Raw genomic sequence first — 12,384 nt, forward strand, 5'->3', positions numbered from 1 at the left:
GCGGCAACCGACACGTGTTCATGTCATGTCACCATGCGCGAGATACGCGATGTCCTGTTCTTGTAACCCTTCTCCCCGACCTGGCATGCCCCGCCGCCGCACCGTGCCCGCCAGGGCGGCGCGCAAATGCGCGAGCGTCACCGGTCTCGTCAGCACGCAGCCGATTCCTGCGTCGGCATAGCGTCGCCTGTCGTCCGGCGCGACATGCGACGTGACGACCACCACATCGCAAGCCATGCCGAGATCGCGCGCCGCGCTCGTCAGCGCACGCGCCGAGGTATCGGCCAGCGCCGCATCCAGCAGCAACGCGTCCCACTCGCCGCAGGCCAACAGGCCGAGTGCCGCTTCAGCCGAGCCCGCCAGTTCCGCCTCGCAGCCCAGCACGTCCAGTTGCTCACGCAACAACGCACTGCTGACGGAATCGATGCCGACGAGCATCACGCGCGATACGCGCGGACGGCCGGATGCCGCTCGATCGATCACCGGCAGGCGCGCGGCCTGCCCGCTCGCTTCCGCGATTGCCTGAGCGAGCGCTGCGCGGAGGCCGGCGAGCGCGTAACACGACACGTGAATCGTGTCGCCCGCCCGATACGCTCGCGGAGGGCCGTCCGGTGTAGCCAGCACGAGCGGGCCGCCATCGCCCAGGCTGTCGAGCGCCGCGCGCGACCACCCGTCCGGCTCACCGAACAGGACGATCGCGGCAGCCCTGGCACGACGGTCGGCCGGAATTCGCAACGGGTGCTCGTACGCGTCGACGTCGAAGCCCCACGCACGCAGATGCGGCAATGCGAAGCGCTGCCATTCCGTGCACGCGACGACGATCACCGGCACGCGCTCGCCACGCGCGGGCTGCGCGTCGAGCGGCACGACGGCCATCCCGAGCGGCAACGTCAACGTGAAACGGCTGCCGGTGCCCGGCGCGCTCGCCACGTCGATCCGGCCGCCCATCGCGGTGGCCAGGCGATCGCACAGCGCGAGCCCGAGCCCCGTGCCGCCGTAGCGGCGCGTGATCGTCGCGTCGACTTGAGAGAACGCCTGGAACAGCTTGTGACGATCGGCGCCCGCGATGCCGATGCCGGTGTCCTCGACCGCGATCGACAGTTCCGCGGCGCTCCCGCCGGCCGACGCAACCGACACGCGCACGGACACGTGCCCGTTGGCCGTAAACTTGATCGCGTTGCTCAGCAGGTTGCCGAGCACCTGCCCGAGCCGGGTCGGATCGCCACGCATCCGCTGCACGCCGCTCACATCGAACTCGCAATACAGCGGCAGCCCCTTTTCCTTCGCGACCGGCGCGAACGCGCCAAGGGTGCGCTCGATCACGCCGGCCACGTCGAATTCGATCGTTTCGACCGTCATCGCGCCCGCCTCGATCTTCGAGAAATCGAGAATGTCGCTGACGAGCCCGAGCAGGCCCGCCGCGGCCGTGCGCAGCGTCTGCACGCGGCCGTGCTGCGACGCGTCCAGCGCGGAACGGTCAAGCAACTCCAGATTGCCGAGAATCACGTTCAACGGCGTGCGGATCTCGTGCGTGATCGCCGCCAGGAACGACGACTTGGCCGCGTTCGCCGAATCGGCCGCGCGCACGGCTGCCTCGAGTTGCTGAACAAGCTGCCGCCGCGCGGTGACGTCGGCGACCGCGACGATCAGCACGTCGATCTCCTGGTAACGCGCGCCGCATGCGCTCACTTCCAGGTGCAGCGGCGCCGCGCCCGCGTCCACATCGGCGAGCACGAAATCGGTCTGCAGCGTGCCGCCGGCTGCGCCGCTCGCGACGAACGCGTCGTAGCGCGCGACCGCTTGCGCGGACAACGCGCGATAGTCGCTGCCGAGCCGCGCGATCATCTCGGCCAGCGCGGGACTCACGAGCATGAAGTGGCCATCCGCGCGCGAGATCAGGCCGAGGCCGATCGGCGCCGTCTCGATCACGCTGCGGCACAGCGCCTCGCTGTCGAACACCCGCTGCGAGCGCGCATAGACGGACGCGAACACCCGGCGATGGAAGCGCACGAGCAGGATCCACATGATCGCGATCGTGAGCAGCGACGCACCGAGCAGCAGGCTCGCGCGCAGCGCGACGTTCGCGACGACGGCCGTCCACGGCAGCGCGTACGCGAGGGTCCAGCCCGTGGCATCGAGCGTGCCGTGGAAGATCACGAAGCCGTCGCGGAACTCGGCCTGCTCGGGAGCGGCGCGGCCGCTCGGCACGCCGAGCGCCAGCAGGCGGCCGGTGCGCGCTGCATCGGCGGCCACGCCGGGGCTCGCCGCGACGAGACGGTTGTCGCCGGTCGTCACGAAGAACGCGCCGTCGACCGGATGTTCGGGCAGCCACGACAGCAGGTGCTCGGGCGCGTATTCGGTGACGAGCACCGCGAACGGCTCGCCGTCGGCCTGCGCCTGGGCGGCAAGCCGGATGCGCGCGGCGCCCGAGATCGGATCGATGAACGGCGGCAGCCAGCGCACGTGGGGGCGACCGGCGGTGCCGGGCACCTGCGCCGGGACATCGCCGAAGTCGATTCGCAGTGCGTCCATCACGCGCGCGCGGCCCTCGGGCGTCGCGAGCGCGCTGCCGCCGGCCCCCGAATCGGGCACGAGCCCGAGCAGGCTCGTGCGCGTGCTGTAGTGATAGCCGACGAGGGTGTGGCCGCGATTGATCGAGCTGGCCGCGCAGATACGCGCCAGCAGCACCGACAACGACAGGTAGCGCGCCGCGTCCGCGCGTTCGGCGGGCTGTGCCGACACGCCGAACACGAGCGACGGATAGGGCTTGATCGCGGCCCGCTCGCCGCTTTCGTAGAACGCATCGACGACGCTGTCGGGTGCGGGTTCGATCCCCTTCCAGATCAGTTGCGCATTGGTCACGCCGTTGCGGAACGACGTCTCGCTCACCTTGATCTCGTTGAGCGTCTGCACCATGCCCGTCAGGAAGTTGTGCCGCTCGCCGTCGAGATAGCCGTACACGATCGAACCCATCCCGAGCGCGCAGGCGATCAGGATCAGGATCGTGACGACGATCCCGCCGCCGAACACCGAAATGTTCTGATAGCGACGAATGGACTGAAGCGGATTGTGTGGCATGTCGCGATGCGACGACGCCGGACACCGGCATGCATCTCATCCGGCTCCGGCGTCGCGAAGGAAGGTGGCCCAGGACGATTGGAATGCCACGATCATGCCAAACCGTTGGACGAAAATCCGTGCAATATGAACGGTTTAGTACATGTCCAATATGATTGGAAATCAGATTTGAACTTGAACGAAATTCAGACCCGATCCGGGCGGTCGGGGCGGAGTTGAGACAGGGGGGTATGACCGCCGGACCGGCGGGGGACGATGGAAAACGGGGCGGGCACCGTTACACGCGTGCCCGCCCCGCTTCAAAAAGACAGAAGGCGGCCGCGCGACGCAGCCGCCTGTTCGCTCAGTTCTGCGTGAGCGGATTCAGCGCCGTGCACCGGAAGCCCGAGCAGTTCTTCGGCGCGAAATGGAACGATGCCATCGCGAGCGGCGGCGTGGTGCCGAGCGCCATGTCGCTCGGATACGCGCTGCTCTGCCCGCCGAACGTGTTCGACTGCCGGACGAAGCTCGCGCCGGTCGCCTGGATCGCGGTCGACTGGTACGTGAGGGTCGTCATCGACGTCAGCGCGAGACAGGTCGGTGCGGTCAGCGCAACGGCCTTCATCTGGATCATCTTCCAGGCGAACGAGGCGAATGAACCCGGTACGCGCGGATCGCGCCGCGCGTACGGACAGTCACGGATCACGAATCGGGAATCGGCCGGCGGCGCACCGCCGGCCCGGGGACGTCAGTTGACCTGGAGCTGGCCACCGCGGCCGAGGCCGCCCTTGACGTCCTGCGCCTTGTAGCTGCGCAGCGCGACGACCATCTTGTTCCACGCATCGATGAACGCAACGACCGTCGCCTTGCCTTCCGGCGTCGTCGAGAAACCGGCGAGCCCGCCGCCCACGCCGCCGCCGAAGCCGCCCAGCGCCGCGCCGTAGTTCGTCGCCGTCGAGCTGCCTTCCGACGCCGCGATCTGCACCGCCGAGCGCACGTCGAACAGCGTCAGCGTGACGACCGACGCCTTCGTCTGCAGATGGCCCGCTACCGCGGCCACCGCGCTGTTGCCGATCAGCCCGCCGATCATGCTGCCGATGCCGCCGATCGGCGAATCGTTGATGACGATCTGCGGTTCCATGTAATAGTCGGCCGCGACACGCTGGCCCTTCTGCTGCTTCGAGCCCGCGCGGTATTCGCCCGAGTTGCGCTGCAGCTGCGTGATGCGGGACAGGCGCGCGTCGCTCTTCTGGTTGCCGATCGACGTGATCACGAAGCAGTTCGACTGCTGCACCGCCAGGCGCAGCAGCGGGTCGATGCTCGTCACCTTGGTCGCACTGCCGAACGGGCCCCACCAGTCGGCGTTGCGCCCGTCGTCGACCGCGATCGTGCCCAGCGGCGACGTGCAGCGCTGCAGCTGCGAATCGGCGCCGGCGCTTGCGCCGCCCGCGGCGGCACCGGTCACGCCCGCGTTCTGGCCGCCGGGCGTCACCACGCCGCCGCAGCCTGCCACGGACGCGCAAAGCGCTGCAACCAGCGCACCTTGAGTGAGACGTTGGGAAAGGTTGGTCTTCATGTCGTTGTCGATCGATTTAGAGTCGTTGTTCGGCTTATGTGTTCGTGCGAACTTCGATAAGCCCCCCCGGCTGGCGCGCGATGGTGGTCTCCCCGCTGCTGCCCCCCGTTGCTTCAGGCCCGGTCAGTAGTACCAGTACGTCTGCTGCCAGACGCCGTAGTACGGATAGCCCGAGTACCAGTAGCCGTAATAGCGATCACGCCACTCCGTGCGCCATTTCCAGTCTTCTTCGTCTTCCTTCTTGGCCTTGCGCGCCAGGTCGAGCAGCTTCTTCGACTCCTTGTCGCCGCGGCCGGCCGCGATCGACAGCCACTTCTCCGCTTCGCGCGCGTCGGAGCCCATTTCCTCGAGGCCGAACAGGTAGAAACTGCCGAGCGCCTTCTGCGCCTGCAGGTCGCCCCGCTCGGCGGCCTCGCGCATCCACTTGAGGGCCTGGTAGCTGTCCTGGCGCACGCCGTCGCCGCGGAAATAACGCAGGCCGAGGTCGTAGGCGGCCTTCGGCTGGGTCTTCGCGGTCTGCTTCAGCGCAGCGATGCGCGGGCTTTCCTGGTCTTCCGAATCGTCCCTTTTTTGATAGGAGACCTGATCTTTAGGACGGTCGGAACAGCCGGTGTCGTCGCAGATCCGCACCGTGTTGCTGGTGAGGGACGGATCCTGCGCGCACGCGGCCAATAGCAACAGCAGCCCCGATGCGATCAAACGGCGGTACATTGTTACTTTCCTCAAGTTTTATTGGCGCCGCAATTCTTCGAGCTATCCCACCCCCGCGAGCTCGTACCCGGCGGCGCGCGGCGCAACGGATACAATCCGCCGACGCCGACACGCACTCCAAGGCTCTCTCAGGTTCTCTCTTCGAATCGTTCCGTCACTGCTTCCTTGCGGTCGCTTTTCGATGTTCCGGCGGTGGCCGGCATCGATCTCAAAACATGACGCGACAAACAATAGTGACGTGGTGAGCAATAATAATGAAGAAAAATGGCATGTCAAGGTCATTCGCTTTTTCAAAGCTTGCATGACGCGTCAGTTTTGATATGCTCACCCTCGCCAAAAACCCCTGGAGACCCCATCGAGATGTCCAACAGCGAGCAGGCCAACGTCGATCTGATCACCGCCAACAAGGTGCGCGACCTACTGAACCGGAACGGGATTCCGCCGCGAAGTCACAACACGACGATCGCGAACGTGCTCGGCCTGAGCTTCTCGGTCGTCACGCGCAAGATGAAAGGCCTGATCCCGTGGAACCTGTCGCAGTTGCAGGACATCGCGACGCACTTCGGCGTGCCGCCCGCGATCCTGCTCGACGACAAGGGCACGCAGCCGGCCGCCGCCGAGATGATCGACGCGACGCTCGTGATCGAGTCGCGGCGCTTTCGCTGCCGCGCCGCGATCTCGACCAAGGCCAGCAGCCAGAGCGAGACGGATTTCGTCGCGCTGCAGTGGCAGGGCGAATGGCTGATCACCGAGCGTCAGCACGCACGCGAGGGCCGCACGTATCCGGTCGACGTCATCGAACTGCGCTCGGCCCAGCCGAACGTGTATGCGGCGCGCATCGCGGTGGTCGACGATTCGCAGGATGTCGCCGAAACGGTATGTGAATATTTCATCGAAAAAGGCGTGAACGCGATCCCGTACTTCGACGGCGCGGCATTCCGCAAGGCACTGGAGGTCGAGGATTTCGACGGCTACATCCTCGACTGGATGCTCGGCGACCAGACCGCCGCCGAACTCGTGCGCGGCATCCGCTCGAGCGAGAACAGCGGCGCGCCGATCTTCCTGCTGACCGGCAAGATCTCGACCGGCGAAGCCAGCGAGGACGAAATCGCGCACATCGTGTCGCACTACAACGCGCGCTGCGAGGAAAAGCCGGTGCGCCTGCCGATCCTGTTCGCCGAAGTGGCGCGCGAACTGAAGATCACGCTGCCGGCCGCCACCGCCGCCGCGAACTGAGACTCCAACGACAAATCACCACCGCACGACCGAGGGCAACCCATGCGAATTTCGACCATCTGGACCAAGCACCTGCTGACGGCCTGCCTGCTCGGCATGGCCGCCGCGACCTGGGCCGCTTCGTCGTTTACGTTCACCGTCGACGGCAAGATCGACAAGCACAACCAGCAGGGCAAGACGGCGTACGTGTTTTCCGAGCAGGCGCTGATGGCGCTGCCGCAGCACACGATCGTCACGTCGACGAGCTGGACGCCGAAGGCGGCCTTCACCGGCCCGCGCCTGTCCGACATCCTGAAGACCGTCGGCGCGCACGGCACGCAGATCGAGTTCCGCTGCATCGACGAGTACACGTTCACGATTCCCGTGTCCGACGCCGATCGCTACGGCGTGATCCTCGCGCGGACGATGAACGGCAAGGTGCTCGGCAACGACAACTACGGCCCGCTGTGGATCATGTACCCGCGCGACCAGTATCCCGATGAACTGAAGACGCCGCTCGGCGAAGCCAAGTTCGCGTGGCAGATCATCGGCCTGACGGTGAAATGAAACGCCGGCGATGGAAAAATAGAAAAATCATCCTGGTCCTCGGCTCGCTGTGGATCATGGGGTTCGCCGCGTGGGCGTTCCTGTTGTGGGACCTCCTCGCCACCTCGGTCAACGAGGGCGTGCTCGAAGGGCCGCGCGAAGGCGTGTTCTGGACCGCCGCGCAATACCGCAACGTCTATACGCGGTTCGACCGGCAGCTGATCCTCTACGCGACGCACCAGGACGACGACTTCAATCACGTGCAGATGCAGCTCGACAGCCTGTCGGTGTCGTTCGGCTTTCTGCAGCGGCCGTCGGAAGTATCCGAATACTGGCTGCGTATCCCGCGCGCGCGCAACGAGATCGACGCGCTCGGTGAATTCATGGCGCGCCTGAAGCGCGAAGTCCCGTTGCTGCGCGATTCGCCGAAAAGCGCGCAGCAGGTCATCGACGAGGTCAATGCGTACTGGCCGAAAGTCAACGGGCTCGCGAACTATTTCCGCGCGATCGAGATGGCGCAGCGCGACTTCACGTTCCATCAGCTGAAGGAAAAGCAGCGCGCGATCCTGATCCTCGGCATCGTGCTCGGCGTGATCCTGTGCGCGCTGTTCCTGCTGCTGTTCTATACGATGCGCACGCGTGACGACCTGCTCGAGCGGCAGGACGCGGCGCTCGACGCGGAACGCAAGGCGTCCGACCGCGCGTTCGAAATGATCGAGGCAAAGAACGCGTTCCTCGGGATGGTCAGCCACGAGTTGCGCACGCCGTTGCAGGCGATCTGCGGATCGGTCGAGATCCTGCTCGCGCGCCCGCAGTCGGAGGCGAACCTGAAGACGATCCGGCGGCTGCAGAATTCCGCGTTGTCGCTCGAGGCGCTCGTCAAGGATCTGACCGACTACATCAAGCTGCGCTCGACGAAGCGCCTCGCCGAACGGGAAACCGTCGGCATGGCGTCGCTGCTCGCCGAGGTGCTCGACCCGTTGCGCGAGAAGATCGCGGCCAAGCGGATCGCGATCGCGCAGCAGGTCGAGCCGCACGACCTCACGATCCGTTCGGATCGCAAGCTGCTGCGCCAGGTGCTGTCGAACCTGATCGAGAACTCGGTCAAGTACACGCTCGGCGGGTCGATCGACGTGTCGATCACGCTCGCCGACGCGCCGGCCGGCCAGCAATTGAAGATCGCCGTGCGCGACACGGGCACCGGCATCGCGAAGTCGCACCTGTCGAAGATCTTCGAGCCGTTCTATCGCGCGAACGACGCGGTCGGGCTGCATGTGGACGGGATCGGCATGGGGCTCGCCGTCGTGCGCGAAATCGTGACGACACTGCGCGGGCATGTGGACGTGCGCAGCGTCGTGGGCGAAGGCAGCGAGTTCGTCGTGACGCTGCCGGCCGAAGTGCCCGGCATCGACACCACCGGCCACGCGGCCGGCGACGCGCTCGCGCTGCCGCACGCATCCGTGAATCGCGACCTGCGCGCGCTGGTGATCGACGACGACGACAACGCGCGCGAAACGCTCGGCGCGATGCTGTCGGCGCTCGGCATCGACGCCGATCTGTGCGGCACCGGGCAGGAAGGCGTCGCGCGCTTCGGCACGGGCCATTACGACATCGTCGTGATCGATCTCGAACTGCCGGACGTGAGCGGCTTCGAAGTCGCGCGGCGCATTCGCACGGTCGCGGTACCCGACGACGACGGCCGGCATCCGGCGATCCTCGGCGTCAGCGCATATGAATCGGCCGCGCTGCGCGAAAACAAGCAGGTGTTCGACGCATTCCTGCCGAAGCCCGTCCACCTGCGCGAACTCGGCGCGCTCGTCGAGAAGCTGCTCGCCTGAGCCGGTGCGCCGGCGATGCGCCGCTCGTTGCCGCTCGTTGCGCTGGTTGCCGCTTACTCGCCGATCAGGTGCAGCACGATATCGCGGCGGTGCGCCGCGCGGCGATGCTCGAACAGGTAAATCCCCTGCCACGTGCCGAGCACCATGCGCCCCTGCTCGACCGGGATCGACAATTGCACCTGCGTGAGCGCCGTGCGCAGGTGCGCCGGCATGTCGTCGGTACCTTCGGTGTCGTGCTCGTAGCGCGTGGCGTCCTCGGGCGCGAGCGTCGCGAAGTAGCGCTCGATGTCGCGCTGCACCGACGCATCGGCATTCTCCTGGATCAACAGCGATGCCGAGGTATGGCGACAGAACACGGTGAGCAGGCCGGTACTGATCGCCTGCTGGTCGACGAACGCGCGCACCTGCGACGTGAATTCGACGAGGCCGCTGCCGCGCGTGTCGATGCCGATATGCGTGATCGCCTGTTGCATCGTCGTGACCTCAGGCCAGCGCGGCGAAGCCGTCGGCTTCGATCTGCTTCGCGTCGGCGGGGCGCACGACGCGCGCGACTTCGACACCATCACGCAGGAACACCAGGGTGGGCCACAGCTTCACGCCGAACGAGCGGCCAAGCGGCCGGCCCGGGCCATCCTCGATCTTCAGGTGCCGCACGGCGGGATGCGCGGAAAACGACGCGACGATCGCCGGTTGCGCGCCTGCGCAGATCCCGCACCAGTTCGCGCCGAATTCGATGACGGTCGGGCCGCCTAGTGCGTCGACTTCCGCGCGCGTCGGCGCGTTGGCGGTGTAGCGTTGCTCGGTATCCATCGGGCCCTCGTGTGCGTTGGCGGAACGGGGCCGCGCGTGCCCGTTCGACGCGGCGGGCGCGGCCTGCGATCTCCTACTGTAGCGGAAAAGCGCGCGCGATGCCGGGCGCTCCTGCCCCGCGCAAAGGCCGTTCCCGCCCCTGCGGAATGACACGACAAGATTCGGAGCGCGACGCCGTCGCGACAGGATCAGCATGCGGACTGATCCCTCAACGAAGGCACCGATCATGAACGCTCCGCATTGCGTCACCGAACCGAACATCCTCTATTTCGGCACGCCCGTCGTGCTGGTCAGCACGCTGAACGAAGACGGCACGGCCAATCTCGCGCCGATCTCGTCCGCGTTCTGGCTCGGCTGGCGCGGCGTGATCGGCATCGCCGCCAGCTCGCAAACCACTCGCAACCTGCTGCGCACCGGCGAGTGCGTACTGAACCTGCCGTCGTCGGCACAGGCGCACGCGGTCGACCGGATCGCGCGCACGACGGGCACCTGCCCGGTGCCGGACGGCAAGCGCGCGAAGGGCTACGTGTACGAACCCGACAAGTTCGGCACGGCCGGGCTCACCGAAGCGACGTCGCAAACCGTCGCGCCGCCGCGTGCGCTCGAATGCCCGGTGCACATGGAAGCGGTCGTCGCGGCCACGCACGGGATCGGTGAGGAAACGCCCGACGTGCGTGGCCACATCTGCGTGTTCGAGTTGCGCATCCAGCGCGTGCACGTGCATCCCGACCTGCTGATGGACGGCCACGCGGACCGCATCGATCCGGACAAGTGGTCGCCGCTGATCATGAGTTTCCAGAAGTTCTACGGCCTTACGCCGCATCAGGTGCATGCATCGCGGCTCGCCGAGATTCCCGAGCGCGCGTATCGCAGCCCCGATATCGAGCGCTCGCGCGATGCGGGCGTGCCGGCCGGCGCGGGGCGGTAGTGGCGTGCAGCGCGATGGCAAGCAGGTTGGGGCAACGACCACGTATGCCTGAACTGCATCGTTGCCGCTGGACGATAGCGCGGCGCTGGCGTGGCACACGGTCGGCACCCGCTCGCCGGCCGGTGCGCAAAGGCCGATCGGATAAGATACGGCCGGCCATGCTCATTGGCCCCTGACCGAACCGACGGAGTGTTTTCAGTGATTCAACCGACCCCAGTATTCAAGGACAACCTCGCGCAACTGCCGGCCATCGACGGCGTCGCGCGCATCGATCTCGTCGGCGCGAACGGCGACGTGGTCGCGACCATCGAGAACCAGCCGGGCAAGCAAGGCTCGCTCGCGGTGTACCACTACCTGAAGCAGGCATTCGGCACGCTCGACGCGAAAGCGGCCGAGCACGGCCTCGCGGTGTTCGCCGAACATACGGCCGACGCACGCAATCGCCCGGGCGCGCATCCGAACGTCGATCGCCTGCTGGCCATCGTCGACGGCGGCGAAGCGCTGCGGATCGACGTCGTCGCGAAGGGCTGAGCCGCCGGCGGCACACACGCCTGCTGCCGGACGGTGCGCGGCCGTGACACGCGGGCGCAAACCCGCGATCATCGCGCCCGTCCCCTTTCCCCGGAGACCACCCAAGTGTCCCGTTTCGTTGCGTTGCCGTTTGCCCGCCGTCTTGCATCGATGGTGTCGATCGTGTCGATCGCAGCCGTCGCATGCGCCGCGCTCGGCGGCGCGGCATCGGCCGACATGCTGCGTACGACCTCCGATATCGCCGGTGCGTCGCTGGTGCCGCTCGGTGTGCTGCCGCACTCGCCGGAGAACGGTTCGCTCGACCCGTTCTGCACGCAATACCGCGCGAAGACGACCACTGCGGCCGGCCGTGAAGTCGCGAAGCGCGACTGGATCGTGACGTCTGAAGCGCCGCTCGGCCGCTATACGGTCGTCACGTTCGCGAGCGGATTCAGTGCCGGCACGAGCGCGATCTGTTTCGCGCGCAACGGCAACGTCGGCGTGTTCGACGGCACGACGCTCGTCGCGCTCGGCTACACGGCGCGCAAGGCGGGCTGGCAGCTCGGCACGGCCGATCGGCTGGAAAACGGCGCGCTGCTGATCTGGGGCGGCGACGGCCCGGCGCCGCCCGTCGGCGAACTTCACGAAGAGAACGGCAACCTGCGCCTGACCCTGGTCGCGGCTGAAAGCACCTACTGCCAGGGCCGTGCGGTCGTGCCCAACGTGTACGGCAAACCGCTCGACGTCGCGCGCCGGATCCTGATCGCGAAAGGCTGGCAACCGCTGCGCCCGCGCGAGAAACCGGATGCGATGGACGGCGCGGCGACGCTCGCGAAGCACGGCATCATCGAAGCCGAAGCCTGTTCGGGCACCGGCATGGGCTATTGCGCGCTGCGCTATCGGAGCGCCGCCGGCGTGCTCGGCGTGACGACGGTCGGTGGCGAGCCGGACAAGCCGTCGGCAAACACCGTGATCGATTATCAGGTGGCCTGCCGCAAGCGCTGAGCAGGGTGGCGATTGCCGACCCCACGCACTCCATGTTGATACAGCGTCGGGCAATAGCGTACGTGCCAAAGGCAGCGCACGCGCGGTGACGATCGGCCTCAACGGCCCGCCAGCCCATCGTCCGTTCGTTCGATTGACCGGCCTCGCGCGCCCTCCTAGACTGACCTCCCTTTTACGCGGTATCCACA

At 66.9% G+C, this 12,384-nt stretch carries 12 protein-coding genes; 6 read left to right on the forward strand and 6 right to left on the reverse strand.

What is annotated here, in order from left to right:
• Positions 1-18: 18 nt before the first annotated feature.
• From CFB47_RS31190 to CFB47_RS31205, 4 genes are all read right to left on the reverse strand, one after another.
• Entirely contained in the window at positions 19-3,078 is a 3,060-nt protein-coding gene (locus CFB47_RS31190) for an ATP-binding protein (protein ID WP_089463340.1), read from the reverse strand.
• Positions 3,079-3,421: 343 nt separating this feature from the next.
• Positions 3,422-3,691, reverse strand: a complete 270-nt coding sequence (locus CFB47_RS31195; RefSeq protein WP_373453163.1) for a hypothetical protein — start codon at positions 3,689-3,691, stop codon at positions 3,422-3,424.
• A gap of 114 nt (positions 3,692-3,805) precedes the next feature.
• Positions 3,806-4,633, reverse strand: a complete 828-nt coding sequence (locus CFB47_RS31200; protein ID WP_089457441.1) for a hypothetical protein — start codon at positions 4,631-4,633, stop codon at positions 3,806-3,808.
• A gap of 123 nt (positions 4,634-4,756) precedes the next feature.
• Positions 4,757-5,344 (reverse strand): tetratricopeptide repeat protein, encoded by a 588-nt coding sequence (locus CFB47_RS31205; RefSeq protein WP_089463341.1) that lies wholly within the window; start codon positions 5,342-5,344, stop codon positions 4,757-4,759.
• Between the two features lie 360 nt (positions 5,345-5,704).
• Here CFB47_RS31205 and CFB47_RS31210 point away from each other — a divergent pair, with 360 nt between their 5' ends.
• From CFB47_RS31210 to atsR, 3 genes are read left to right on the forward strand one after another with little or no spacing between them, the layout of a single operon-like run.
• The gene (locus CFB47_RS31210; protein ID WP_089463342.1) at positions 5,705-6,580 is read left to right on the forward strand and encodes a helix-turn-helix domain-containing protein; all 876 of its coding nucleotides are present in this window, start codon (positions 5,705-5,707) and stop codon (positions 6,578-6,580) included.
• Positions 6,581-6,622: 42 nt separating this feature from the next.
• On the forward strand, positions 6,623-7,126 hold the full coding sequence (locus tag CFB47_RS31215; protein ID WP_089457438.1) for a molybdopterin-dependent oxidoreductase: 504 nt from the start codon (positions 6,623-6,625) through the stop codon (positions 7,124-7,126).
• Entirely contained in the window at positions 7,123-8,943 is a 1,821-nt protein-coding gene (atsR, locus tag CFB47_RS31220) for a hybrid sensor histidine kinase/response regulator AtsR (RefSeq protein ID WP_089463343.1), read from the forward strand. The genes CFB47_RS31215 and atsR overlap by 4 nt, the downstream gene beginning before the upstream one ends.
• 53 nt (positions 8,944-8,996) lie before the next feature.
• Here atsR and CFB47_RS31225 read toward each other — a convergent pair whose 3' ends face one another.
• Complete coding sequence (locus CFB47_RS31225) at positions 8,997-9,416, reverse strand: secondary thiamine-phosphate synthase enzyme YjbQ (RefSeq protein ID WP_089428528.1); 420 nt, start codon at positions 9,414-9,416, stop codon at positions 8,997-8,999.
• A 10-nt stretch (positions 9,417-9,426) separates the two neighbouring features.
• Positions 9,427-9,753 (reverse strand): thioredoxin family protein, encoded by a 327-nt coding sequence (locus CFB47_RS31230; RefSeq protein WP_039369742.1) that lies wholly within the window; start codon positions 9,751-9,753, stop codon positions 9,427-9,429.
• A gap of 226 nt (positions 9,754-9,979) precedes the next feature.
• Here CFB47_RS31230 and CFB47_RS31235 point away from each other — a divergent pair, with 226 nt between their 5' ends.
• The 3 genes from CFB47_RS31235 (at position 9,980) to CFB47_RS31245 (ending at position 12,196) form a co-directional block, all read left to right on the forward strand.
• A complete protein-coding gene (locus tag CFB47_RS31235) occupies positions 9,980-10,681 on the forward strand; it encodes a flavin reductase family protein (protein ID WP_089463344.1) in 702 nt (233 codons plus the stop codon).
• Positions 10,682-10,879: 198 nt separating this feature from the next.
• Positions 10,880-11,212, forward strand: a complete 333-nt coding sequence (locus CFB47_RS31240; RefSeq protein WP_089463345.1) for a DUF2322 family protein — start codon at positions 10,880-10,882, stop codon at positions 11,210-11,212.
• 150 nt (positions 11,213-11,362) lie between these two features.
• The gene (locus tag CFB47_RS31245; RefSeq protein WP_089463346.1) at positions 11,363-12,196 is read left to right on the forward strand and encodes a hypothetical protein; all 834 of its coding nucleotides are present in this window, start codon (positions 11,363-11,365) and stop codon (positions 12,194-12,196) included.
• The last annotated feature ends 188 nt before the right edge of the window (positions 12,197-12,384 follow it).

The organism is Burkholderia sp. AU27893 (genome assembly GCF_002223205.1).
Classification (GTDB): domain Bacteria; phylum Pseudomonadota; class Gammaproteobacteria; order Burkholderiales; family Burkholderiaceae; genus Burkholderia.